Source organism: Sphingomonas hankookensis (assembly GCF_001619955.1).
Lineage (GTDB): Bacteria > Pseudomonadota > Alphaproteobacteria > Sphingomonadales > Sphingomonadaceae > Sphingomonas > Sphingomonas hankookensis_A.
Window position 1 is genome coordinate 72,641 of the sequence record NZ_LQQO01000002.1, and the last position, 24,579, is coordinate 97,219.

The window sequence follows — 24,579 nt, forward strand, 5'->3', positions numbered from 1 at the left end:
GCCGGGGCCGGGGCGGCCGGAAATCCGTGCTGTATCCGTACCCACTCCTGCAAACCGGTTGCGCCGCGGCGATGCGCGTGCTTGGGATCGCACGGGATCGGGAAGCAGTATGGCCAGCCGCGCAATCAATGGACGGGTCGAGGCTGGCGCGACGGGTACGCGCTGGCTGGACGACTATCGCGCGCTGGCGCCGCAGGGCGACATGCTCGCCGCGGCCGAGAGGCTGGACCGTGCCGCATGGGAGGCGGCGTTCGAGGAACTGGCGGCGCTGCCCGGCAACGGCCTGTCCGGCGCGCGCGAGCGGGCGCAGCGCCATGCCGACGATATCGGCACCGCCTACCGCGCGGCGGGCGAGAATGAGGAGCGCCGCTGGCCACTCTCCCCCGTCCCGCTGCTGATCGGCGCGGAGGAATGGCGCGGCATCGCCGAGGGGATGGCCGAGCGCGCCGACCTGTTCGAGGGTGTCATCGCCGACATTCATGGCGAACAGCGGCTGGTGGCCGAAGGCGTGCTGCCGGCGATGCTGGTGACGGGATCGCCGCTGTTCCTGCACCCGATGGTCGGGCTGACCCCACCGGGTGGGCACCAGCTGCATTTCGTCGCCGCCGATCTGTGCCGCGGACCGGACGGGCGCTGGCGGGTGCTGGCCGATCATCTGCGCGTGCCGGTCGGGGCGGGCTATGCGCTCGAAAACCGGCTGGCGATGGGGCGGACGCTGGGCGGATTGCCGTCGCGGATGAATGTCGAGCGGCACGCACCCTTCTTTGCCGCGATGCGCGCCGGGATCGCCGCCGCCTGCCGCCGGGCCGAGCCGCGCATCGGGCTGCTGACGTCGGGCAAGCTCAACCCCAGCTATCCCGAACAGGCGCATCTGGCGCGCTATCTGGGGTTCCTGCTGGTCGAGGGCGCCGACCTCGCCGTGCGCGACGACCAGCTCTATGTCCGCACCATCGCGGGCCTGAAGCGGATCGACGCGCTGTGGCGGCGGATCGACCCGCGGCTGATCGACCCGCTGGCGTTCGATGCCAATTCGACCATCGGCGTGCCCGGCCTCGTCGATGCGATGGCGGCGGGCAATGTCGTGATCGCCAATGCGCCGGGCGTCGGCGTGCTCGAATCGCCAGCCTTCGCGGCGTTCCTGCCGGCGCTGGGCGAGCGGCTGCTGGGGCGGGCGCCGTCGCTGTCGTCGATCGGGACATGGTGGTGCGGCGACCCGGACGCACGCGCGCAGGTGCTGTCGTCGCTCGACCAGCTGCTGATCGGCCCCGCCTTTGCGGGGCCGGCGGTGGCGGGGTTACCTGATGGCGCGGTGCTGGGTGCTACCCTGGACGGTGCGGCGCGGGAGCGGCTGGCGGCGGCGATGGCACTGCGGCCGCAGGATTATGTCGGGCAGGAGGTCGCCGAACTGTCGACCATGCCGACCGCGTGCGGTGAGGGGCTGCTGCCGCGCCCCTTCTCGCTGCGCGTGTTCGCGGCGCGGGGGGGAGACGGGCGCTGGGTCGTGCTGCCCGGCGGCTTCGTGCGGATCGGCGACCAGCCCGACGCGCGGGCCGCCGTGATGGGTGAAGGATCATGGTCCGCCGACGTTATCGTCCATGGCCCCGATCCGGTCGCGCCGGTATCGCTGCTGCAACCGACCGACAGCGTGGAACTGCGCCGCAATCCCGGCACGCTGCCCAGCCGGGTCGCCGACAACATGTTCTGGCTCGGCCGCTATCTGGAGCGGGGCGAGGCGCTGCTGGGCGTCATCCGCGTGCTGTTCGGCCATTCGATCTCCGCCGACACCGGCGCCGCGCTGGCGCCCGAAACCGTTGAGCGGCTGGTGACGATCATCGCCGATACCGGCGCGGCGGAGCGTCCGCCCAGCCATCGCCGCCGCGACCTGGTCGATTTCGGGCGCGAGGCGATGGAGGCGGTCGACGGCTGGGGCAGCGTCCGCGCAATCAACCGCATGGCGACCGGCATCGGCGGCGTGTCGCGCGACCGGCTGTCGGCGGACATGGTGCGCCTGCTCGATGCGCCGCATCCGACCACCGGCACGCTGCTCGACCGCGCGGGCACGTTGCAGCGCCGCTATGCCGCGCTGGCCGGGCTGTCGGCCGAACATATGGGGCGGACCGATGCGTGGCGCTTCCATGACCTTGGTCGCCGGATCGAGCGGGCGCTGGCGGTGACGCGCACGCTGCTGGCGGTCGACCTGCGTCGCGCCAATGCCGAGGATCTGTCGACCCTGCTCGACCTCGCCAACAGCCAGATCAGCTATCGCCAGCGCTATCTGATGGGCTTTGCGCGGGTGCCGGTGATTGACCTGATCGCGCTCGACCCCGGCAATCCGCGCGGCATCGCGTTTCAGGTGGAGACGATCGTCGGCCATCTGGCGAAACTGCCGGTGCTGAACGATGCCGGCATCGCCGAACCGCAACAGCGTATCGCCGCGCGCCTGACCGCGGGCATCGCCATGGCATCGGCCGAACGGGTCGATCGCGGCTGGGTGCTGGAGATCAACCAGCAGTTGCAGAAGCTGTCCGACGCCATCGCCACCCGCTATTTCCTGCAGGGGGCGCAGGCGCTGCGCGAAGCCGGGCTGACGCTGGCATGATGCGCTACGCCATCCGCCACATCACCCGCTTCGATTATGAGGAAGCGGCGGGGTTCGCGCGCTGCAACCTCAGGCTCCGCCCGATCCTGTGGTCGGGGCAGACGCTGGAGGACTATGCGCTGCTGGTCGAACCGGGCGGTCATACCCATCCGGCGCGGGCGCAGGCGGGGCTGGCCAATGTCACACGGCTGGTGGTCGAACGGCCCGAACGCACGCTGACGATCGAAAGCCGCGCGACGGTGTGTGTCGAGCGGCCGATCCCGGTGCCGTCGCCGACCGACCCGACGCTGGCCGATATTCGCGCCATGGTCGCAAAGGTCGCCGATGCCGGTCCGGCCAGCCCGGTCAGCTACTTGTTCCCCTCCGCCCATGTGCCGATCGTGCCGGAAATTGCCGAGTGGTGTGCCGAGGATCTGGCCGACGATCGCGGCATCCTCGACGCGGCGATCGCGCTCGCCCGTCGCATCCAGCGCGACTTTGCCTTCGATCCGACCGCGACCCTGGTAGACACGCCGCCCGCCGAAGCCTTCGCCAAGCGCGGCGGAGTGTGTCAGGATTTCGCGCAGATCATGCTGTCGGGGCTGCGCGGCGCGGGGCTGCCCGCCGCCTATTGCTCGGGCTATCTGCGCACCCTGCCGCCGCCGGGGCAGGAGCGGCTGGTCGGCGCGGACGCTACGCATGCGTGGGTGCTGGTGTGGGCCGGTCCCGAACTGGGATGGGTCGGCGTCGATCCGACCAACGGCATCTGGATGGCGGAGGATCATGTCGTGATGGCGATCGGCCGCGACTATGCCGACATCGCCCCGATCGACGGCGTGGTGCTGGGGTCGGGGGCGCAGACGATGCAGGTGTCGGTCGATGTGGAGCCTTTGCCGGTCGGGTAGTTGGTTTGCGATAGGAAGAGGGTTTCACGCGGAGGCGCGAAGACGCGGAGGGGCTCCGCTTGGCGCTGCTTCTCCCGCGCCAGCGGCCCTATTCCATGGTTTCTGCGTAGAGCGTCTGCCGGGGGCACAGGCTCGCCAAGCCGCGCAACCCCCTTCGCGTCTCCGCGCCTTCGCGTGAAAACAATCTTACTTCTTGGTACCCATGGTGAACCCCACCCAACCCGGATTGACGAATCCATAAGGGTTGGGGGATAAAGAACAAACCATGAACGCAGAGTCGTCCACCCTGTCCGCGCTGAAGCGGCAAGTCGCCGCCATGGAGCGGCGCGCGCCGATAGGCAAGGCGGTGCGGGTGGCGACCGGGCATGGCGACATCGACGCCGCGCTGGATGGCGGCATCGCGCGCGGGCGGCTGCACGAGATTTTCGCGGCAGAAGCGGGCGATGCCGGTAGCGCGACCGGCTTTGTCGGCATGCTGTCGATTCGGCTGGGCGGCGGTATCGTCTGGCTGCGCGAGGAGGCGGCGGTGCGCGGGGGCGGGCATCTCCATGCGCCGGGACTGGTCGAGATCGGCGTCGATCCCGCGCGGCTGCTGCTGGGGTTCCTGCCCGATGCGCTGTCGGTGCTGCGCGCGGCGGCCGATGTCGTGCGCTGTGCCGGGGTCGGGGTGGCGGTGATCGAACTGCACCGCGATCCGAAGGCACTCGACCTGACCGCCAGCCGCCGCCTCGCGCTGGCGGCGGAGGAAAGCGGGGTGACGGCGCTGCTGCTGCGCATCGCCGCGACTCCGGTGGCGAGTGCCGCCGATACCCGCTGGGCGGTGCGGTCCTGCGCGTCGCAACCCCTGCCCGCCAATGCGCCGGGCCATCCGACCTTCGACCTCGAATTATTGCGTCAGCGCGGCCGGAGTGCCGATGGCCGCTGGCAAGTGGAGTGGAACCGTGAGCAAGCCGTCTTCACCAGCCCGACCCAGCGGTCGGCGCCATCTGGCGCTGTGGTGGCCGTTCCTGCCGAGCGACCGCTTGCTGCGCCAATACCCCTGCGTCGTGCCGGATGATGCGCCGTTCGTCTGTGTCGAAACGGTGCGGGGGGCCTTGCGCATCGCATCGGTCGACCGCCACGCGCTGGACAAGGGTCTCACCCCCGGCATGGCGCTGGCCGATGCGCGGGCGCAACTGCCTGATCTGGTCGTGGTCGATGCCAATCCGTTCGCCGATCATGGCTGGCTGGAACGGATCGCCGATGCCTGCGACCGGTTCACGCCGCTGGTCGCGCTGGACGGCGGCGACGGGGTGACATTGGACATTACCGGCTGCGCGCATCTGTTCGGCGGCGAGGCGGAGCTGGTGGCGGAGGTCGAGTCGCGCCTCGCCCGGTTCGGGACGCTGCGCCACGCACTGGCCGATACGCCCGATGCGGCGCAGGCGCTGGCCCGGTTCCAGAGTGCCCCGGCGGCAAGCGAGGCGGCTGCGATCCGGCGGCTGGGCGTGGCGGCGCTGCGATTGGACGACGAGATTGCGGTGGCGCTGCGCCGGGCGGGGCTGCGCACCATCGGCGACCTTGCCAGCCGCCCGACCGCGCCGATCGCGGCGCGCTTCGGGGAAGAGACGGTGGCGGCACTGGCGCGCTTGCTGGGCGATGCCGACCAGCGGTTGCGCCCGCGCCGGGCGCTGCCGGCCTTGTTCTTCGAACGGCGCTTCGCCGAACCGATCGCACGCGACGCTGATGTGCTTTCGACGATCGGCGAGCTGGCGACGGAGGCGGAGGCGGAGCTGACCGCACGCGACCGTGGCGGGCGGCGGTTCGCGGTGCGGCTGTACCGGGCCGATGGCGCGCTGCGCGATCTGGCAGTCGAAAGCGGGTTGCCGATGCGCGATCCGCCCTCGATCCTGCGGCTGTTCCGCGAACGGATCGACGCGCTGGCCGACCCGATCGATCCTGGGTTCGGCTTCGACATGATCCGCATGAGCGTGCCGGCGCTCGAACCGCTGGCGCCGACACAGTTGCAGCTCGAAGGGGGAGCGGTCAGCGAGGAGGCGATGGCGGCGCTGGTCGATCGCCTCAGCACCCGGCTGGGGCGCGGGCGGATCGCGCGGGTCGCGCCGGGCGACAGCCATCTGCCCGAACAGGGGGTGCTGACCATCGACGCGATCGACGCGCCGGTGCCGACCGGCTGGGACGCACCCGAAGCGGGCGAGCCGCCGCTGCGTCCGATCCACCTGTTTGACCCGCCACAGCGGATCGAGGTGATGGCCGAAGTCCCCGACGGCCCGCCGCACCGCTTTCGCTGGCGGCGGGTGCTGCATGACGTGATCCGCTTCGAAGGGCCGGAACGGATCGCGGCGCAGTGGTGGCGCAGGGGGCAGACGAAGGTGCGGACGCGGGACTATTACCGGGTCGAGGATGTGCGCGGGCGGCGCTACTGGATCTTCCGGCACGGGCTGTACGATCGCGAGACGCCCGATCCGCTATGGTATGTGCATGGGGTGTTCGCGTGAGCCGCGCGACATCCGGCATCCTCCGCCCCAATCGTCACCCCAGCGCGGGCTGGGGTCTCCTTGTGGCTGGCGCTGCATCCTTGTCGCAGGAGATTCCAGCTTGCGCTGGAATGACGTTCGGGGTGGGCGGGTCAAGGTTGGGCGTTCGCCAAATCGTCATCCCGGCGCAGGCCGGGATCCACCGTGCCGCAGACTCAATGGCTTCGGCGATTGCGGAACCTTGGATCCCGGCCTCCACCGGGATGACGGGTGGGGCGGGCGAGGCCCGTCCGTGAGATGGCCTTTGCCGAACTGATCGCCGCGACGCACTTCTCGTTCCTGCGCGGGGCGTCGCCGCCGTGCGACATGGTCGGCCAGGCGAACGAGCTGAAAATGGCCGGGATCGGGATTGCCGACCGCAACACCGTGGCGGGGGTGGTGCAGGCGTTTCTGTCGCTCAAGAAGGCGAATGAGGGGCTGGTCGAGCAGGGATTGCCGCCCAACGACTTCGACCTCGTCGTCGGTGCGCGGCTGGTGTTCGCCGACGGGACGCCGGACATCGTCGCCTATCCAACCGACCGCGCGGCATGGGGGCGGCTGACGCGGTTGCTGAGCGGCGGCAATCTCAAGGCGAAGAAGGGGGAGTGCCACCTCGAATTGAGCGACCTGCTGACATGGCAGGAAGGGTTGCTGCTGATCGTCACCGCGCCGGATGCAGCGTTGCTGACGCGGCTTCGCGATGCCTGTCCGGGGCGGGTATGGCTGGCGGTCGCGATGCCGCGCGGCGGGCGCGATCGGCGGCGGCTGGCGGGGCGGATCGCGCTGGCCGGCAGGATCGGCGTCCCGTTGCTCGCGACCAACGACGCGCTCTATGCGACGCATGAGCAGCGGCCGCTGCACGATGTGCTGACCTGTATCCGCGAGGGCACGACCCTTGCCGCTGCCGGGCGCAAGCTGGCGGCGAATGCCGAGCGGCACTTGAAGGCGCCCGAAGAGATGGCGCGGCTGTTCCGCGATTGCCCCGAAGCGGTCGAGGAAAGCGTGAGGCTGTTGAGGCGGATCGAGTTTCGCCTGACCGACCTGAAGTACGAATATCCGCATGAGCCGGTACCGGCAGGGTGGGAGGCACAGGACTGGCTGGAACATCTGACGATGACCGCCGCGGAGGAGCGCTATGGGCCGGACCTGCCGGTCGGGGTGCGCAAGCGGCTGGATGAAGAGTTCGCGCTGATCCGCAGCCAGAAATATGCGCATTATTTCCTGACGGTCCATGATCTGGTCCGGTTCGCGCGGACCTGCGATCCGCCGATATTGTGCCAGGGGCGCGGGTCGGCGGCCAATTCGATTGTGTGCTTCCTGCTCGGCGTGACCTCGGTCGATCCGAACGAGCATGATCTGCTGTTCTCGCGCTTCGTGTCCGAACAGCGCGGCGAGCCGCCCGATATCGATGTCGATTTCGAACATGAACGGCGCGAGGAGGTGATCCAGTATATCTACCGCCGCTATGGCCGCGAGCGGGCCGGGATCGCCGCGACCGTCATCCATTATCGGCCAAGGAGCGCGGTGGGCGAGGTCGGCAAGGTGCTGGGCCTGACCCGCGACGTAACGCAGCGGCTGGGCAGTACCGTGTGGGGCAGCTTTGCCGGGCAGATGGAGGCGCGGCGCTATACCAGCGCGGGGTTCGACATCGACAATCCCGAGATCGCGCAGCTTCGCTGGCTGGTCGACCAGATCCTCGAATTTCCCCGCCATCTGTCGCAGCATGTCGGCGGGTTCGTGCTGACGCAGGGGCGGCTGGACGAGATGGTGCCGATCCATAACGGCGCGATGGAGGGGAGGACCTTCATCGAATGGGACAAGGACGATATCGACGCACTGGGGTTGATGAAGGTCGATGTGCTGGCGCTCGGCATGCTCACCTGCATCCGCAAGGCGTTCGACCTGCTCCGGCACCACGGGCTGGGCGAGCATGACCTGACCGTCGACCTGAAGGCGGACGACGCGGCGGTGTACGACATGCTGCACAAGGGCGACAGCATCGGCGTGTTCCAGGTCGAGAGCCGGGCGCAGATGAACATGCTGCCGCGGCTGAAGCCCACCTCGCTCTACGACCTGTCGGTGCAGGTGGCGATCGTGCGGCCGGGGCCGATCGAGGGGGATATGGTGCACCCCTATCTGCGGCGGCGATCTGGGCAGGAGGCGATCACCTATCCGTCGCCCAAGCCGCCACATGATCCGGACGAACTGCGCACCCTGCTCGGGCGGACCTTCGGCGTGCCGCTGTTCCAGGAACAGGTGATGAAGCTCGCCATCGTCGCCGCCGACTTCAGTCCGAACGAGGCGAACGAACTGCGCCGGGCGATGGCGACCTTTCGCAATCCGGGAACGATCGAGAATTTCCGGCGGAAGCTGATCGATGGCATGACCGCGCGCGGCTATGAACCCGACTTCGCCGAACGCTGCTTCCGCCAGATCGAGGGGTTCGGCAGCTACGGCTTTCCCGAGAGCCATGCGCTGTCCTTCGCGCGGCTGGTCTATGTGTCGTCGTGGATCAAATGCCATCACCCGGCGGTGTTTGCGTGTGCGCTGCTCAATTCGCAGCCGATGGGGTTTTACGCCCCGGCGCAGATCGTCCGCGATGCGCGCGATCATGGGGTCGCGGTGCTGGGCATCGATGTGAATGTCAGCGACTGGGATAACAAGCTGGAAGGATTAGCCTGTGATCGTCACCCTGCGTTTGATCCAGGGTCCCGCTTTCTTGTCGACGTCGCTGAAGAAGCGGGACCCCGGGTCAAGCCCGGGGTGACGGAGGAGGGGATACCCCTCGCGCTCAGGCTGGGGTTTCGGCAGATGGACGGGTTCCGTCAGCATTGGGCCGAGGCGATCGCCGCCGGGCGGCCCTTTGCCAGCGTCGAGGAACTGGCGCGGCGGGCGCGATTGCCGCAGCGGGCGCTCAGGCTGCTGGCCGATGCCGATGCCTTCCGATCGATCGGGTTCGACCGGCGTGAGGCGTTGTGGGAGGTGCGGCGAACCCCGGATGCCGAGCTGCCGCTGTTCGCCCATGCCAAAGCCGCCGAACTGGGCGCGGAGCCGGACATGACATTGCCCGCGATGCCGGCGGTCGAGCATGTCGTGACCGATTACCAGACGCTGCGGCTGTCGCTGCAGGGGCATCCGATGCAGTTCCTGCGCGGGCGGCTCGACCGGATGGGGGTGACGAGTTGCGCCGGGATCATGGCGGCGAAGGCAGGCGCGCGGGTCACCGCCGCCGGCCTCGTCCTCGTGCGGCAGCGGCCGGGCAAGGGCAATGCGATCTTCGTCACGCTGGAGGACGAGGGCGGCATCACCAATGTCGTGCTGTGGGCGCGATTGTTTGAGGCGTATCGGCGCGAGGTGATGGGCGCGCGGCTGATGCTGGTCGAGGGCGAGGTGCAGCGCAGCCGCGAGGGGATCGTGCACCTGATGGGCGCGCGGGTGTGGGACCGCAGCGACCTGCTCGACACACTGGGCGAGGCGCCGCCGCCGGTGCCGTCGTCGCGGGGGGACGAGGTGGTGCGCCCGGTCGCGTCGCGCCACCCGCGCGACGTGCGGCTGGTGCCGAAGTCGCGCGATTTCCACTGACATCGCCCAGCCGCCCGGCGTAGGACGGTCCTACTTTTTCGTCACCCCGGACTTGATCCGGGGTCCCGCTTCTTCCCCACGGTGGCGAGGAAAGCGGGACCCCGGGTCAAGCCCGGGGTGACGGAGAAAGAGCTGAAGGTCGATCGCTGCCTTGGAGGGCCATGAACGGGTTGCTGCTGTTCGTCGTCGCGATCGGCTATGCCGCGCTGCTGTTCGCGGTGGCGTGGGTCGTGCGGCGGCGGGGGATCGCGCCGGGGCGGCGGCGGGCGGTCTATACGCTGGGGCTGGCGGTCTATTGCAGCAGCTGGACGTTCAATGGCGCGGTCGGCAGCGCGGTGGCCGAGGGGTGGACCTATCTGCCGATCTATCTGGGGCCGGTCCTGCTGTTCGTCTTCGGACGGCGGTTGCTGGTACGGCTGGTGGGGGCGGTGCAGGCCGATGGGGCGACGTCGATCGCCGACTTTATCGGCGGGCGGTTTTCGCGCAGCCGAGGGGTAGCGGCTTTGGTGACGCTGATCGCGCTGACCGGGACCGTGCCCTATGTCGCGTTGCAGCTGCGGTCGGTCGCGACCAGCTATGGCGCCCTGGCCAACCTGGGCGACACGACGCGGCCGATGATCGTGACCGCGATCGTGCTGGCCGCCTTTGCCATCGGCTTCGGGACGCGCGGCGATGCCAAGGAGCGGGCCGATGGCGGGCTGCTGGCGGCGGTCGCGGTGGAGTCGCTCATCAAGCTCGCGGCCTTTGCCGCCGTCGCGCTGTTCGCGTTGTGGCTGGTCGTGGAGGCGGCACCGGCGGAGCGGGCGGCGGGGATGGCGCGGCTGGGCAGCGGCTTTGCCCGGCCACCGGCGGCCGGAGACTTCGCCATTGCGACGTTGCTGGCGATGGCGGCGATGCTGTGCCTGCCGCGCCAGTTCCATGTGACGGTGATCGCCGCGCACGACCGCCACGACCCGGCGCGGGCGCGCTGGCCGTTCGTCGCCTATCTGGTGCTGACCGCGTTGCTGGTCGTGCCGATCACTTGGGGCGCGCTGGTGCAGGGCGGCGCGACGCGGCCCGACCTGCTGGTGATCGCCATGCCGCTGGCCGCCGGAGCGCCGGCGATCGCGCTGCTGGGGTTCGTCGGCGGCTTTTCAGCGGCGACGGCGATGGTGGTGATGGAGACGGTCGCGCTGGCGACGATGGTGTCGAACGACCTGATCGCGCCGCTGTTGCTGCGCCACCCGCGCATGGCCGCAGCGGCGCATGTCGGGCGGACGCTGCTGTGGGTGCGCCGCGCCGTGATCGTCGGGATCATCGGCGTGGCGTTGATGAGCGCACTGCTGATCCCGATGACGCGCGGGCTGGCGACGATCGGGCTGGTCGCCTTTGCGGCGATGGCGCAGTTCGCGCCCGCGCTGCTGCTGGCGGTGGCCGGGGGTGGGCGCGATCCCTTGGCGGCCAAGGCGGGGCTGGCGACGGGCCTTGCCGGATGGACGCTGCTGCTGTTCGTGCCGACGCTGAGCGGAGCGCCGCTGCCGATCCCGGCGATGGCGGGGATGGGGGCGGTCGCAGCGGCGGCGGTGGTGACGCTGGCGGCGAACCTGATCGTCCACGCCGCCGTCGCCCTGTCGCGCGCGCCGCGCCTGCCCTTCGTCCGCGACGACCGGGTGCCGCCGGTGCGCGACCTGTCCGAGCTGACCCAGCTGGTCGCGCGCTTCGTCGGCGAGGAGCGGGCGAGGGCGGAGCTGGGCGAGGGCAGCCATGTCGATGCCCGCGCCGCGCGCCGGGCCGAACGGCTGGTGGCGCAGGTGGTCGGGGTGTCGTCCGCACGGCGGCTGGTGGCGTCCGCACTGTCGGGCGAGGGACTGGGCGCGGACGATGTCGCGCGGATGCTGGACGAGAGCGGGCAGAGCCTGCAATTTTCCAAGGGGCTACTCGCCGCCACACTGGAGCATATCGATCCGGGGGTCAGCGTGGTCGATGCGGAGCTGAACCTGGTCGCGTGGAACCAGCGCTATCTCGACCTGTTCGGGTTCCCGCCCGGCATGATCCGGGTCGGCGCGCCGGTGGCCGATGCGATCGCGTTCAATGCGCTGCGCGGTGATTGCGGCCCCGGAGAGGTCGACGACCATGTCGCGCGGCGGCTGGCGCATATGCGGCGGGGGACGCGGCACAGTTTCGAACGGGTGCGCAGCGACGGGCGGGTGCTGAAGACCGTGGGCGGGCCGATGCCGGGCGGCGGCTATGTCATGTGCTTTTCGGACATCACCGCCGAGGCGCAGGCATTGCGTGCGGTGGAGACGGCGCGGGCCGAGCTGGAGCGGCGGGTCGAGGAGCGGACCCGCGCGCTGTCCGACGCCAATGCCGCGCTGGCGCGGGCGACGGCGGACAAGACCCGGTTCCTGGCCGCCGCCAGCCACGACCTGTTGCAGCCACTCCACGCGGCACGGCTGTTCACGGCCGCGCTGGCGCGGGGGGCGGACGATCGGGCGAAGCCGCTGGCCGAGCGGATCGACCAGTCGATCGCGGCGGCGGACCAGTTGCTGCGGGCGCTGCTCGACATATCGAAGCTGGATGCCGGGGGGATCGTGCCGGTGCCGACGCGCTTCGGGGTCCGGGGCCTGCTGGTCGAGCTGGTCGACAGTTTCGCCGATCAGGCGCGGGCAAAGGGGCTGGTGCTGCGGATCGGGCCGGGGGATGCGGTGGTCGAAACCGACCGGGTGCTGCTGCGCTCGATCGTCCAGAATCTGCTGGGCAATGCCGTGCGCTATACCGCGCGGGGCGGGGTGATGATCGGGGTGCGTCGGCGGGGTGGCGTGGCGCGGATCGAGGTGGTCGACAGCGGACCCGGCATTGCCGAGGCCGACCGGGCGCGGGTGTTTCGCGAGTTCGAGCGGCTGGCGACGGCCGAGGATGCCGGGCTGGGGCTGGGCCTTGCCATCGTCGCGCGGACGGCGGCGTTGCTGGGGGCGGAGGTCGACCTGAACAGCCGGGTCGGGCGGGGGAGCCGCTTTGCGGTGACGCTGCCGATGGTCGAGGGCGTGGCGACGGCGGTGCCGGCGCGGGTGGCGGTGCGCGACGTCGGGCCGCTGTCGTGTCTGATCGTCGATGACGATGCCGGGGTCCGGCGCGCGATGGCGGCGCTGGCGGTCAGCCGGGGGCACCGGGTGCGGGTGGCAGCGACGGTCGAGGAGGCGCTGGCCGGGGTGTGCGAGGAGGTGGCGTTCGTCGACCATGATCTGGGCGGCGAGGTCGATGGGCTGGCGCTGATCGGGATGCTGCGCGCGGTCAGGCCGGCGCTGCGCGCGGCGCTGGTGACGGCGGATGCGAGCCGGACGCTGGCGGAGGCGGCTGAGGCGGTGGGCGTGACGGTGTTGCTGAAGCCGTTGGCGGGGGAGGTGTTCGACGCGTGGGTAGCCGCGCCGGGCGAGCAGTAGCGCAGCTACTGCAAGCCACCCGAGGCGCGGCCGGCCGGCGGCGCGGGGAGCGCCGTCCGACGGCACGGGCTTTGCCCGTGTCGGGGCCGTGCCACCAAGCCAAAGTTCACTAAGTTCACACTAACCGCATGTTTGCGAACGCGGGGAAGGAGGCGGTTGATGCCCCAGCCTTCGTTCTGGCGCCAGTTGTTTAAAGGTGCGTGTTGTTGTCTGCCACCAGTCCCCGAAACCCGCGGAAAATCGCCAAAGGTCACTAAGTTCACACTCGTGACGTGTTCGTCGCGGGGCCGGATGGGGCGCGGTGGGGTAGCGAAGCCGACGATGGGAAAGAGCGGGTTCGATACTGGCAGGTTGGTGGCTTGTAGGACAGGGTTTCCTGTGTGGGCGGGGAAGAAGAAGCGGGACCCCGGGTCGAGCCCGGGGTGACGGGGAATAGGGCCTAGCCCGTGACTTCCAGTCCGAGCGCGCGGGCGGCGACGGCGGCTTGCGTGCGGTTGCCGACGTCGAGCTTGCGCAGCACGGCGGTCATGTGGACCTTCACGGTCGTCTCGGCGATGCCGAGGTCGTGGGCGATCTGCTTGTTCAGGCGGCCGGCGAGGACGCCGAGCAGGACGCGAAGCTGCATCGGAGTGAGTGCGGCGACGCGGGCGGCCATGTCGTCTTCGGGTGCGGTGTCGGGGGCCATGCGGTCGCCGGCGAGCGCGGCGGCGATGGCGGCCTCGATCGATTCCAGTGCCGCATCCTTGCCGACGAACCCGACCGCGCCGAACCGGGCAACCTGGGCGAAGGCGGCGGCGCGATCGGCGCCGGAGACGACGAGGATGGGGACGTCGGGGGCTTCGGCATGGAGCAGGGCCACGCCGCTATAGCCGACCGCGCCGGGCATGTTCAGGTCGAGCAGGATCAGCGCGAGCTTGTCGGCGTCGCGAATGGCCTGGACCGCGCGGTCGAGCGAGCCGGCTTCGACGATATGCGCGTCGGGGCGGACTTGCAGGACGGCGAGGGTCAGGGCCTGACGGAACAGCGGGTGGTCGTCGGCGACGAGGATGGTGGTCATCGCGCGTTCTCCAGCGTCACCCCGGGCTTGACCCGGGGTACCGCTTTTTACCGACGGCAGAAGAAGAAGCGGGACCCCGGCTCAAGGCCGGGGTGACGAGAGTGGGCATCACGCCGGCCGGATACGCTCGGCGACCAGCGTGTCGACCACCGACGGATCGGCGAGCGTCGAAGTGTCGCCCAAATTGGACGTGTCGTTCTCGGCGATCTTGCGGAGGATGCGGCGCATGATCTTGCCCGAGCGGGTCTTGGGCAGGCCGGGCGCGAACTGGAGGGCGTCCGGGGTGGCGACCGGGCCGATTTCCTTGCGGACCCATTGCCGCAGTTCGGCGCGCAGGTCGTCGGTCGGTTCGTCGCCCGCGTTCAGGGTCACATAGGCATAGATGCCCTGGCCCTTGATGTCGTGCGGCATGCCGACGACCGCGGCTTCGGCAACTTTCGGGTGGGCGACGAGCGCGCTTTCGACCTCGGCGGTGCCCATGCGGTGGCCGCTGACGTTGATGACGTCATCGACGCGGCCGGTGATCCAGTAATAGCCATCGGCATCGCGGCGCACGCCGTCGCCGGTGAAGTATTTGCCGGGATAGGTGGTGAAATAGGTCTGGAAGAAGCGGTCGTGGTCGCCCCACACCGTCCGCATCTGGCCGGGCCAGCTGTCGGTGATGCACAGATTGCCCTCGGTCGCGCCCTCCAGCTCCTTGCCCTCGGCATCGACGATCATCGGTTGCACGCCGGGCAGCGGCTTCGTCGCGCTGCCGGGCTTCAGGTCGGTGGCATAGGGGAGCGGCGAGATCAGGATGCCGCCGGTTTCGGTCTGCCACCAGGTATCGACGATCGGGCAGCGCCGGTCGCCGACGACGCGGTGATACCAGTCCCATGCCTCCGGGTTGATCGGTTCGCCGACCGAGCCGAGGATGCGCAGCGATTTCCGGCTCGATTTCGTGACCCAGCTGTCGCCCTCGCGCATCAGCGCGCGGATGGCGGTGGGGGCGGTGTAGAAGATGTTGACGCCCAGCCGGTCGATCGTTTCCCAGAACCGGCCATGGTCGGGATAGTTGGGCACGCCGTCGAACATGACCGTCGTCGCGCCGTTCGACAGCGGGCCGTAGACGACATAGCTATGCCCGGTGACCCAGCCGATATCGGCGGTGCACCAGAACACCTCGCCGTCGCGATAGTCGAACACGTCGCGGAAGGTGGTGTGTGCCCACACCAGATAGCCGCCGGTCGTGTGGAGAACGCCCTTGGGCTTGCCGGTCGATCCGCTGGTATAGAGGATGAACAGCGGGTCCTCGGCGTCCATCGGCTCGGCCGGGCAGTCGGGCGAGGCGTCGGCGAGGAGGTCGTGGAGCCAGAAATCGCGGCCCTCGACCATCGGCACGTCGGCACCGCTGCGGCGGATGACGATGACGGTGTCGACGCCGGGGGCGTGGTCGAGCGCCTTGTCGACATTGGCTTTCAGCGGGATGCGCTTGCCGCCGCGACAGCCTTCGTCGGCGGTGATGACCAGCCGGCTGTCGCAATCGACGAGGCGGTTGGCGAGGCTGTCGGGCGAAAAGCCGCCGAACACGATCGAATGGATCGCGCCGATGCGGGTGCAGGCGAGCATCGCGGCGGCGGCTTCGGGCACCATCGGCAGATAGAGGGTGACGCGGTCGCCCTTCTTCACGCCCTTCGATTTCAGCACGTTGGCGAAGCAGCACACTTGGCTGTGGAGTTCGCGATAGGTGACCTTGCGCGTCTCGCCCGGTTCGTCGCCTTCCCAGATGATCGCGGTCTGGTCACCGCGCGTCTCGAGATGGCGGTCGAGGCAGTTGACCGACACGTTGGTCTGGCCATCGGCGAACCAGCGGATGCGGAAATCGGCCTCGTCGAACGAGGTGTCCTTCACCTCGGTATAGGGCCGCGACCAGTCGATGCAGCGGCCGCCCTCGCGCCAATAGGATTCCGGGTCCGCGACCGATGCGGCGTAGCGCGCGTCATATTCGGCCTTGTCCACCTGGGCGACGGCGTCGTGCGGGGCCGCGTGGATCGTCTGGGTCATGTTTCTCTCCTGTGCGCCTGATGTGCGGTCGCGGGTACGCGCGTCAAGCGGTCGGCCCCTACTACCAAGGTCGTACTGGCCGCCATGGCGCGTGCAGATGACACTGGCGCGGCACGAGGTGTGGCGACAGACTGCACCGGACAAGACGAGAGGATGCCGCCATGGCAGAGGCTGTAGCCGTGCCCCACAAGGGCCAGAACGAGAAGCTGGTGATCGCGGCGTCGTCGCTCGGCACCGTGTTCGAATGGTACGACTTCTACCTGTACGGGTTGCTGGCGACGTATATTTCGAAGCAGTTCTTTTCGGGCGTGAACGAGACGACCGGGTTCATCCTGGCGCTGGGCGCATTTGCCGCCGGGTTTGCGGTCAGGCCGTTCGGGGCGCTGGTGTTCGGGCGGATCGGCGATCTGGTCGGGCGCAAGAACACGTTCCTCGTCACGATGGGGATCATGGGCCTGTCGACCTTCGCGGTGGGCCTGTTGCCGAGCTATGCCAGCATCGGGGTGGCCGCACCGGTGATACTGGTATTGCTGCGTATCCTGCAGGGGCTGGCGCTGGGCGGGGAATATGGCGGGGCGGCGACCTATGTCGCGGAACATGCGCCCGATGGGAAGCGGGGGCTGTACACCAGCTTCATCCAGACGACGGCGACGATGGGGCTGTTCGCGGCGCTGCTGGTCGTGATCGGGTTCCGCACCGCGCTGGGCGAAGAGACGTTCGGCGGGTTCGGGTGGCGGCTGCCGTTCCTCGTGTCGATCCTGCTGCTGGGCGTATCGATGTGGATCCGGCTGCAATTGTCGGAAAGCCCCGTGTTCCTAAAGATGAAGGAAGAGGGCAAGACGTCGAAGGCGCCGCTGACCGAGGCGTTCCTGCGCTGGCCGAATTTGAAGGTCGTGCTGATCGCGCTGTTCGGCGCGGCGATGGGGCAGGCGGTGGTGTGGTATACAGGCCAGTTCTACGTCCTGTTCTTCCTCGAAAAGATGATGAAGGTCGATGGCGCGACGGTGAACGTGCTGCTGGCCATCGCGCTGGCGCTGGGGACGCCGTTCTTCGTGTTCTTCGGCTGGTTGTCGGACAGGATCGGGCGGAAATGGATCATCATGGGTGGCTGTGCGATTGCGGCACTCACCTATTTCCCGCTGTTCGGCGCGCTGACCGATGCCGCCAATCCGGCGCTGGCGGCGGCGCAGGTCGCGTCGCCGGTTCGCGTCACCGCGCATGACGCGGATTGTTCGGTCCAGTTCGATCCGATCGGGCGCAACAAGTTCGATGCGAAGAGCTGCGACATCGCCAAATCCTATCTGGCGAAGAACGGCATCAGCTACACCAATGTCGAGGCACCGGCGGGGACGATCGCGAGCGTCGCAGTCGGCGACCGCGTGCTGGTGGCGCCCGATCCGGCGAAGGTGAGCGGACCGGCGCGGGCGGCGGCGATCACCGCCTATCAGGGCGAGGTCGCGTCGGCGCTCAGCGCAGCGGGCTATCCGGCGAAGGCCGATCCGGCGGCGATCAACAAGCCGCTGGTGGTGCTGATCCTGTGGTTCATGGTGATCCTGGTGACCATGGTGTACGGCCCGATCGCGGCGCTGCTGGTCGAACTGTTCCCCAGCCGCATCCGCTATACGTCGATGTCGCTGCCCTATCATATCGGCAATGGCTGGTTCGGCGGGTTCCTGCCGACGACCGCCTTCGCGATGGTCGCGGCGACCGGCGATATCTATTACGGGCTGTGGTATCCGGTGGTGCTGGCGGTGGTGACGCTGGTGCTGGGGGTGCTGTTTTTGCCAGAGACGTTTCGGCGGAATATCCGGGATTAGGTACGACCGTTTGGCAAGATGTACCCCCGCGCAGGCGGGGGTCCAGGGCGGCATACGCGATCGTCGTTTGCCTGGCTCTGGACCCCCGCCTGCGCGGGGGTACGGTTGTGTCTGGGGTTTAGGCAAGGTGCCGATGCGGGTCCGAGCATCGCAAACTTCGTCACCCCGGGCCTGATCCGGGGTCCCGCTTCTCAACCACGGCCGCAGAAGAAGCGGGACCCCGGATCAAGTCCGGGGTGACGGTGGGTAGAGGTTCGCGATCAGCAACATCTTGGCGGGGCGCCGGGGCCGGTGCCGTAGCGCCTTGCCACCCGGTCGCGGTGGAATTCCTTGAGCGTCATGATCGGTTCGCCGGGGTGGTGCGCCGTGCGATGCGCGACGTAGCGGTCGTAATCGGGGACGCCGACCATCAGCCGCGCCCCCTCCGCCAGCTTATGCAGGAAGCGCATCGCCGACCTCCTGCGTGGTGGGGGTGGGGACGGCCTTCGCCTTGCGGATCGCGCCGATGCCATAGGCGAGGATCGACAGCACCACGACGATGAACAGCACGCACAGCGCGGCGTCGATGCGGTCGTTGAGGATGATCCGCTGCATCTCCGCCGCCGATTTGGCGGGGGCGAGGATATCGCCACGCGCCAGCGCTTCGGAAAAGACGTTGGCATGGGCGAGGAAGCCGATCTTGGGATTGGCGTCGAACAGCTTCTGCCACCCCGCCGTCAGCGTGCAGATCAGCAGCCATGCGGTCGGGACCATCGTCACCCAGGCATAGCGGTCGCGCTTCATCTTGAAGAGGAGGACGGTCGACAGGATCAGCGCGATGGCGGCGAGCATCTGGTTCGAGATGCCGAACAGCGGCCACAGCGTGTTGATCCCGCCCAGCGGATCAGTGACGCCGCTGTAGAGGAAATAGCCCCAAGCGGCGACGGCGAGCGCGGTGCCGATCAGGTTGGGGCCGAGCTTCTGCGTCTCCTTCATTGCCGGAATGAAGCTGCCGAGCAGGTCCTGGATCATGAAGCGGGCGACGCGGGTGCCGGCATCGACGGTGGTCAGGATGAACAGCGCCTCGAACAGGATGGCGAAGTGATACCAGAAGGCCATCATCGCCTGTCCGCCGATCACTTGGCTCAGGATGTGGGCCATGCCGACCGCGAGAGTGGGGGCACCGCCGGCGCGCGACAGGATGCTGCTCTCGCCGACGTCGCGGGCGAGCTGGTCGAGCATGTCGGGGGTGACGACGAAGCCCCAGTTGGCGATGGCGCTGGCTGCCGATTGCGCGGTGGTGCCGATCAGCGCGGGCGGGGCGTTCATCGCGAAGTAGACGGCCGGATCGAGCACGCAGGCGGCGATCAGCGCCATGATCGCGACGAAGCTTTCGGTCAGCATCGCGCCATAGCCGATGAAGCGCAGGTCGGCCTCGCTCGCCACCATCTTGGGCGTGGTGCCGCTGGCGATCAGCGCGTGGAAGCCGGAGACGGCGCCGCAGGCGATGGTGATGAACAGGAACGGGAACAGCTTGCCCGAAAAGGCCGGGCCGGTGCCGTCGATGAAGCGGGTGACAGCGGGCATCTCCAGGTCGGGGCGGACATAGAGGATGCCGAGCGCGAGGCCGGCGATCACCCCGATCTTGAGGAAGGTCGAGAGATAATCGCGCGGGGCCAGCAGCAGCCAGACGGGTGCTACCGAGGCGACGAAGCCGTATGCCATCAGGATCAGCGCCAGCGCCGGGCCGGAATAGGTGAACATCGGCGCGAAGACCGGCGAATGCGCCACCGGCTCGCCGCCGACGATCGCCGCCATCAGCAGGACGAAGCCGATCACCGACATTTCGGCGATCTTGCCGGGCCGCAGGAAGCGGCCATAGAGGCCCATCAGCACCGCGATCGGGATGGTCGCGAAGACGGTGAAGGTGCCCCAGGGACTGCCGGTCAGCGCCTTGACCACCACCAGCGCCAGCACCGCCAGCAGGATGATCATGATCATCAGCACGCCGACCAGCGCGATGGTGCCGGGGATCAGCCCCATTTCGCTGCGGATCATGTCGCCCAGCGACCGCGCGTCGCGGCGGGTGGAGAAATAGAGGATCAGGAAATCCTGCACGGCGCCTGCGAACACGACCCCGGCGAGCAGCCAGAGCGTGCCGGGGAGGTAGCCCATCTGCGCGGCGAGCACCGGGCCGACCAGCGGGCCGGCGCCGGCGATGGCGGCGAAATGGTGGCCGAACAGCACGCCCTTATGGGTCGGGACATAATCGAGCCCGTCGTCGCGGCGCACCGCCGGGGTCGGGCGGGAGGGATCGACGCGCAGCACGCGCGACGCGATGAACAGGCCGTAGAAGCGATAGGCGATGGCGTAGACGCAGAGTGCTGCGACCACGATCCACAGCGCGTTGACCGGTTCGCCGCGCATCAGCGCGATCCAGCCGAGCGCGATGGCGCCGACGATCGCCACGGCGGCCCAGCCGATCCGTTCGCGCGCGGTGGTCGGTGCGATCGGTGTGGTTGCGGTTGCCATCGGCGTCTCCCCTGTTTGGGATACTATTGGCGGAAGGGGGCGGGGGATGCCAAGGGTTTCGTCACACTTGGTTCACCCGTTTGCTTCGAGCGCAGGTTCGAGCTTGTCGAGAACCGAAGTCGAGAAGGGGGTGCCCCAAGCGACCGAGTTCTCGACGGACGCTTCTCGACAAGCTCGAAGCTGCTCGAACCGAACGGGTATGGAGAGGACTATGCCGAAACCACCCAACCGCTCTTTCCTGCTCGTCTGCCTCGGCAATATCTGCCGCTCGCCACTTGCCGAGGCGGCGCTGCGCGATGCGGCGGCGCGGGCGGGGGTGGCGATCACCGTCGATTCCGCCGGGACCGGGGCGTGGCATGTCGGGAACCCGCCCGATCCGCGGTCGCAGGCGGTCGCGCGGGCGCATGGCATCGATATTTCGGGCTATCGCGCGCGGCAGGTGACGGCGGCGGATTATCGGCGGTTCACCGATATCCTCGCGCTCGACGGCGATAATCTGGCGGAGCTGCGGCGGCGCGCGCCGAGGGATGCGACCGCGCGGATCGGCCTGCTGATGGATGCGGTGCCGGGGCGGACAGGGCAGGCGGTGGCCGATCCCTATTATGGCGATGCCGCCGGGTTCGAAGTGACATGGGCCGATGTGTCGGCGGCGGCGGAGGCGATCATGGCGGGGTTGCGGTAAGGCCGTCGCGTGACGTTTGCGGAGCGCGCGATCAAGGCTTCGCATTTCAGCCTGATCGCGCGCACTTTCGCGGCGACACCTGTCACCTGGCCGTACACGTCACCCCAGCGAAGGCTGGGGTCTTTCAGTAACCGCGCGGGACAGGAGCCGCGAGAGGCCCCAGCCTGCGCTGGGTGACGTGCGTGGTCGGGGGGCGGAGTTCAGGTCGGTCAGGTCGGACCAGCCCCCGAAAACGTACTACCCCCCGAACGAACGACCCCCACCCCAGCCGCCGCTGGAGCGCGCGCTCACCCGGCCGCCGAAGCCGCCGCGCGAGACGACCGAGCTGCGCGTCTGGATGCGCTGGGTCGTGACCGGGGTCGTGATCGCCTTGCTGCCGACATTGTAGCGATAGCCGTTGTTCGGGCTGAGATAGGCGCCCGAGCCGGTGTACCAGCCGCCGTCGCGGTCGCGGCGGTCGCGGTAGAGGCCGCCATAGGTGTAGCGCGACGAATTGTTGTTGAGGAGCTGCCCGATCAGGAAGCCGGTGAGCAGCGGCGTGAAGAAGCTCTGTCCGCCTTCGCTGCGGCGCTGGCACTGGGCGGCGCCGAACTGTTCCTCGCACAATTGCTGGCTGTCGAAGCGCGGCGCGGCCTTGCCGTCCTCGTTGAACGCCTTTTGCTGGGCGGCGACGCAGGTGTCGCGGTCGAACTGGCCGCTGTCGACGCATTGCTGCACCGTCTGGAACGCCGCGACCTCGGTCGGGGGGCCGAAGCGGGCCTGTTCGTTATTGTCGTCGCAGCCCGACAGCATCGCGACCGCGCCGACGGCGGTCAGGCCGGCAGCGACCGAGCGTTTGCGGCGGGGGGGCAGGGTGGTCATGGACAGGCCCTTCAATAGGTCATCGACGCGGCGTTGAGCAGCCCGACGCCGATCGAGGTCGCCGCGCTGTAGATCGCGCTGGCGACGTTGCCGCCTTCGATCCGCGCCGCCATGTCGCGCACGATCACGCGGCGGATGATGAAGGCGGCGACGATCTGGATCACGCCCGCCAGCAGCGCCCAGGCGGTGAATTCGACGACGCTGATCGTGACGCTGAGCGCCGAGGCGAGGGGGAGCGCAAAGCCGATGATCGCGCCGCCCAGCGCCACCGCCGCCGCGACGTTGTTCGCGGAGATCAGCGCGCGTTCGTCATAGGGGGTCGAGACCTGATACAGCCATTTGAAGACGGTCAGGAACAGGCAGGCAAGGCCGAAGGCGACGATGAAATGCACCGCCCCGTTCATGAAATAGGCAATATCGAACATCCCGTTCCCCTTCAGGCGTTGAATTCGGCAGGCAGCAGCGGCAGCCCGACCATGATTTCGTGCGTCAGGTCGCCGCCCTCGGGCTGCATCGCCAGCGCGAGCAGCAGTTCCTGTCCTTCGGGCGGGACCTCGCGGGCATAGAGCATGCAGGTCTGCTTGATATGGCGGACCGGGCGGGCGGTGCGTTCCTCATACACCGCTTCCCAGAGTTCGACCGGCGGCTGTACGCGGTCGTCGTCGGGGTACCAGAAACGGTCGAAGCGGGCGAGGCCGGGTTCATCCCACACCGGCTGCGACAGGCGGCCCCGGAACGCGCCGGTATCGGCCCAGTCGGTCGGATAGGTCGACGACCAGGGGCGGAACAGCGTGAAGTCGTCGGCGTCCGACCCGTCGGCGCGCTGGCTGACCGCCTGCAACATCAGTTCGTCATCGGTGTAGAACCGATGGACATGGCTGCCATCATCCAGCCGGATCAGCCCCTGCGCGGTGATTTCCAGCGTGTCGCGCTCGAGGGTGAAGGCCGCACCGGTCAGCCGCCGCCAGGCCAGCACGTCCAACCGCACCTGCCGCCCGATGGTGATGTTGCGGACCACCGCCACGGCGGGGGTTTCGTCCTTGGGAGCGCCGCCGAACAGGCTGCCGAAAATCATGCCGCGATCCTTGTGCGCGCGATGTAGAACAGCCGGTCGCCGGCCGCGACCTGACCGTCGGGGTCGAATACCGGCGAATTCTGTCCTGCGCCACAGCTGGCGACCAAAATTCCGCCCCTTGCGCGCAGATCGCGGGCGGCTTCGTCGAAGCTGCCGGCGGTGCGCGCGGTGGTGGCATAGAGCGTGCCGCCATCGTCGGTATGGCTGGCGAGCTGGGCGATCAGGCGGCTGGAGCCGGGGTCGCTCAGTGCCTTTACGACCAGTTCGACGGTCGGGGTCAGCACGACCTCCACCTGCGGGCAATGCGCGGCGAGCAGCCCGGCGGTGTCGGCATCGCGCAGGAAGCAGACGACATGACCGGTTTCGTTGAGCGCGGTGACCGCCAGCGTCGCCGCCAGCGTGTCCGGGTCGGACGGGCCGTAGACGATGACCCGCTCGGCGGTAGCGACTCCGGCGCGGCGCAGGTCGGCGGGGGCGGTGAGCGAGGGGACGCGCACGAAGCGGTGGGTCGCGGCGTCGACCGCCAATTCCTGCGTCGCGACCAGCACCAGTTCGTGACCCTGCCCGTCGGCGACGATCTCCGCGATCATGCGGGGCGTGCGGTCGGGGTCGTAGCCGACGAGGACGATATGACCACGCATCGCCTTATAGTCCCCCAACCCCAGACGCCGCCGACGCCAGCGCGCCGACACCCCGGCAAAGGCACGCGCGATCGACACGGTGAACAAAGCGATCGCGCCGGGCATGACGAACAGCGCGGTGACCACCCGCCCGGCATCCGATTTCGGCGACAGGTCGCCGTAACCGACCGTCGAGGCGGTCGTCGCATACCAGTAGAGATAGGCCGAAGGGCGCAGCAGGTCGGTTTCGCCGGCGAAGGACAGCAACTCCCACGAGATCGTCATGTGCAGCACCAGCAGCGCGAGCAGCACCCCGCGATGCAGTTCGCTGGCCGCGAGATAGAGCCGGCGAAGATAAGCGCCCAGACTGAATGGCTTCATTCCTCGACTGCCCCCGCACCTTGCTTTTTGGTCGCGCCTTATGCTTGGGGTGTCAAGCGCGGCCAACACACCGGGCCGGCGTTTCGGAGGGATGAATGGACGAAGCACCCCGTAGCTGGACGACCAGTGGCCTTGCCGAGGCCCTGCGCGGCGCCGAGTTTGCCGACGAACTGAGCGTCGAGCGGATCGAGCAGGCCGAACCGGTGCTCAAACTGACCATGCATCATTTCGGTGACCTCGCCATCTTCGCCTCGGTCGCGGGTGGGCAGATCATCGTGTCGACGCTGTTGTGGCCGGTCGACGAACAGGCGGACCAGCACGCGTTCAACCGGTTCCTGCTAAAGACGCAGAAGCTGGTGCCGCTGTCGAATTTCGCCATCGCCGAAGTCGGCGGACGCGAATATTATGAACTGGTGGGTGAGCTGTCGGTCGAATCGTCGCTGCGTACCGTGCTGATCGAACTGCGCGTGCTGGCGCAGAATGCGATCGAGGCGGCGTCCGAGCTGCGCACCGAATTTGCCGCGTAACGGAG

17 protein-coding genes are annotated in these 24,579 nt (G+C 68.7%); 9 read left to right on the forward strand and 8 right to left on the reverse strand.

The features are described from left to right. Positions 1-109: 109 nt before the first annotated feature. From AVT10_RS03100 to AVT10_RS18835, 6 genes are all read left to right on the forward strand, one after another. Positions 110-2,599 (forward strand): circularly permuted type 2 ATP-grasp protein, encoded by a 2,490-nt coding sequence (locus AVT10_RS03100; protein WP_066688255.1) that lies wholly within the window; start codon positions 110-112, stop codon positions 2,597-2,599. Beyond that, positions 2,599-3,483: a transglutaminase family protein gene (locus tag AVT10_RS03105; RefSeq protein ID WP_066688337.1), complete on the forward strand. Its 885-nt coding sequence runs from the start codon at positions 2,599-2,601 to the stop codon at positions 3,481-3,483. Before AVT10_RS03100 ends, AVT10_RS03105 begins: the two co-directional genes overlap by 1 nt. A gap of 265 nt (positions 3,484-3,748) precedes the next feature. After that, positions 3,749-4,540, forward strand: coding sequence for an ImuA family protein (locus AVT10_RS18675; RefSeq protein WP_232307852.1), 792 nt, complete (start codon positions 3,749-3,751; stop codon positions 4,538-4,540). Beyond that, a complete protein-coding gene (locus tag AVT10_RS03110; protein WP_232307853.1) occupies positions 4,425-5,981 on the forward strand; it encodes a Y-family DNA polymerase in 1,557 nt (518 codons plus the stop codon). Before AVT10_RS18675 ends, AVT10_RS03110 begins: the two co-directional genes overlap by 116 nt. A 276-nt stretch (positions 5,982-6,257) precedes the next feature. Beyond that, positions 6,258-9,581, forward strand: coding sequence for an error-prone DNA polymerase (locus AVT10_RS03115; RefSeq protein ID WP_066688257.1), 3,324 nt, complete (start codon positions 6,258-6,260; stop codon positions 9,579-9,581). A 161-nt stretch (positions 9,582-9,742) separates the two neighbouring features. After that, complete coding sequence (locus AVT10_RS18835; protein WP_066688258.1) at positions 9,743-13,000, forward strand: hybrid sensor histidine kinase/response regulator; 3,258 nt, start codon at positions 9,743-9,745, stop codon at positions 12,998-13,000. 439 nt (positions 13,001-13,439) lie between these two features. Here the strand turns inward: AVT10_RS18835 and AVT10_RS03125 are convergent, their stop codons facing one another. Together AVT10_RS03125 and acs are read right to left on the reverse strand one after the other, a co-directional pair. Next, positions 13,440-14,057 carry a response regulator gene (locus AVT10_RS03125; RefSeq protein ID WP_066688263.1) on the reverse strand — a complete coding sequence of 206 codons (618 nt, stop codon included), beginning with the start codon at positions 14,055-14,057 and terminating at the stop codon, positions 13,440-13,442. Between the two features lie 108 nt (positions 14,058-14,165). Beyond that, complete coding sequence (acs, locus tag AVT10_RS03130; protein WP_066688265.1) at positions 14,166-16,100, reverse strand: acetate--CoA ligase; 1,935 nt, start codon at positions 16,098-16,100, stop codon at positions 14,166-14,168. Between the two features lie 161 nt (positions 16,101-16,261). Between acs and AVT10_RS03135 the strand changes: the two genes are divergently transcribed. Continuing rightward, complete coding sequence (locus AVT10_RS03135) at positions 16,262-17,917, forward strand: MFS transporter (protein ID WP_066688267.1); 1,656 nt, start codon at positions 16,262-16,264, stop codon at positions 17,915-17,917. Between the two features lie 260 nt (positions 17,918-18,177). On the opposite strand, the gene AVT10_RS03140 is transcribed toward AVT10_RS03135, so the two are convergent. Both AVT10_RS03140 and AVT10_RS03145 read right to left on the reverse strand, forming a co-directional pair. Next, on the reverse strand, positions 18,178-18,366 hold the full coding sequence (locus AVT10_RS03140; protein ID WP_066688269.1) for a YbdD/YjiX family protein: 189 nt from the start codon (positions 18,364-18,366) through the stop codon (positions 18,178-18,180). Beyond that, complete coding sequence (locus AVT10_RS03145) at positions 18,350-20,428, reverse strand: carbon starvation CstA family protein (protein WP_066688271.1); 2,079 nt, start codon at positions 20,426-20,428, stop codon at positions 18,350-18,352. The genes AVT10_RS03140 and AVT10_RS03145 overlap by 17 nt, the downstream gene beginning before the upstream one ends. Before the next feature lie 211 nt (positions 20,429-20,639). On the opposite strand from AVT10_RS03145, the gene AVT10_RS03150 reads away from it, so the two are divergent. Continuing rightward, on the forward strand, positions 20,640-21,110 hold the full coding sequence (locus AVT10_RS03150; protein ID WP_066688275.1) for a low molecular weight protein-tyrosine-phosphatase: 471 nt from the start codon (positions 20,640-20,642) through the stop codon (positions 21,108-21,110). A 237-nt stretch (positions 21,111-21,347) separates the two neighbouring features. Here AVT10_RS03150 and AVT10_RS03155 read toward each other — a convergent pair whose 3' ends face one another. The 4 genes from AVT10_RS03155 to AVT10_RS03170 are packed head-to-tail and all read right to left on the reverse strand — an operon-like array spanning position 21,348 to position 24,047. After that, positions 21,348-21,971 (reverse strand): DUF1190 domain-containing protein, encoded by a 624-nt coding sequence (locus AVT10_RS03155; protein WP_066688277.1) that lies wholly within the window; start codon positions 21,969-21,971, stop codon positions 21,348-21,350. Positions 21,972-21,982: 11 nt separating this feature from the next. Continuing rightward, positions 21,983-22,396: a DUF350 domain-containing protein gene (locus AVT10_RS03160; protein WP_066688279.1), complete on the reverse strand. Its 414-nt coding sequence runs from the start codon at positions 22,394-22,396 to the stop codon at positions 21,983-21,985. 11 nt (positions 22,397-22,407) lie between these two features. Then, a complete protein-coding gene (locus AVT10_RS03165) occupies positions 22,408-23,046 on the reverse strand; it encodes a DUF2491 family protein (RefSeq protein WP_198158485.1) in 639 nt (212 codons plus the stop codon). After that, the gene (locus AVT10_RS03170) at positions 23,043-24,047 is read right to left on the reverse strand and encodes a potassium channel protein (protein WP_066688285.1); all 1,005 of its coding nucleotides are present in this window, start codon (positions 24,045-24,047) and stop codon (positions 23,043-23,045) included. Before AVT10_RS03170 ends, AVT10_RS03165 begins: the two co-directional genes overlap by 4 nt. Positions 24,048-24,142: 95 nt before the next feature. On the opposite strand from AVT10_RS03170, the gene AVT10_RS03175 reads away from it, so the two are divergent. Then, positions 24,143-24,574 (forward strand): YjfI family protein, encoded by a 432-nt coding sequence (locus AVT10_RS03175; protein WP_066688287.1) that lies wholly within the window; start codon positions 24,143-24,145, stop codon positions 24,572-24,574. Positions 24,575-24,579: the final 5 nt, after the last annotated feature.

What these genes read in the sequence shown, in the direction of transcription:
- AVT10_RS03170 (WP_066688285.1), bottom strand. Translation starts at nt 24,047, where the DNA reads ATGAAGCCATTCAGTCTGGGCGCTTATCTTCGCCGGCTCTATCTCGCG.
- AVT10_RS03145 (WP_066688271.1), bottom strand. Translation starts at nt 20,428, where the DNA reads ATGGCAACCGCAACCACACCGATCGCACCGACCACCGCGCGCGAACGG.
- AVT10_RS03140 (WP_066688269.1), bottom strand. Translation starts at nt 18,366, where the DNA reads ATGCGCTTCCTGCATAAGCTGGCGGAGGGGGCGCGGCTGATGGTCGGC.
- AVT10_RS03160 (WP_066688279.1), bottom strand. Translation starts at nt 22,396, where the DNA reads ATGTTCGATATTGCCTATTTCATGAACGGGGCGGTGCATTTCATCGTC.
- acs (WP_066688265.1), bottom strand. Translation starts at nt 16,100, where the DNA reads ATGACCCAGACGATCCACGCGGCCCCGCACGACGCCGTCGCCCAGGTG.
- AVT10_RS03135 (WP_066688267.1), top strand. Translation starts at nt 16,262, where the DNA reads ATGGCAGAGGCTGTAGCCGTGCCCCACAAGGGCCAGAACGAGAAGCTG.
- AVT10_RS03175 (WP_066688287.1), top strand. Translation starts at nt 24,143, where the DNA reads ATGGACGAAGCACCCCGTAGCTGGACGACCAGTGGCCTTGCCGAGGCC.
- AVT10_RS18675 (WP_232307852.1), top strand. Translation starts at nt 3,749, where the DNA reads ATGAACGCAGAGTCGTCCACCCTGTCCGCGCTGAAGCGGCAAGTCGCC.
- AVT10_RS03100 (WP_066688255.1), top strand. Translation starts at nt 110, where the DNA reads ATGGCCAGCCGCGCAATCAATGGACGGGTCGAGGCTGGCGCGACGGGT.
- AVT10_RS03165 (WP_198158485.1), bottom strand. Translation starts at nt 23,046, where the DNA reads ATGATTTTCGGCAGCCTGTTCGGCGGCGCTCCCAAGGACGAAACCCCC.
- AVT10_RS03150 (WP_066688275.1), top strand. Translation starts at nt 20,640, where the DNA reads ATGCCGAAACCACCCAACCGCTCTTTCCTGCTCGTCTGCCTCGGCAAT.
- AVT10_RS03155 (WP_066688277.1), bottom strand. Translation starts at nt 21,971, where the DNA reads ATGACCACCCTGCCCCCCCGCCGCAAACGCTCGGTCGCTGCCGGCCTG.
- AVT10_RS18835 (WP_066688258.1), top strand. Translation starts at nt 9,743, where the DNA reads ATGAACGGGTTGCTGCTGTTCGTCGTCGCGATCGGCTATGCCGCGCTG.
- AVT10_RS03105 (WP_066688337.1), top strand. Translation starts at nt 2,599, where the DNA reads ATGCGCTACGCCATCCGCCACATCACCCGCTTCGATTATGAGGAAGCG.
- AVT10_RS03115 (WP_066688257.1), top strand. Translation starts at nt 6,258, where the DNA reads ATGGCCTTTGCCGAACTGATCGCCGCGACGCACTTCTCGTTCCTGCGC.
- AVT10_RS03125 (WP_066688263.1), bottom strand. Translation starts at nt 14,057, where the DNA reads ATGACCACCATCCTCGTCGCCGACGACCACCCGCTGTTCCGTCAGGCC.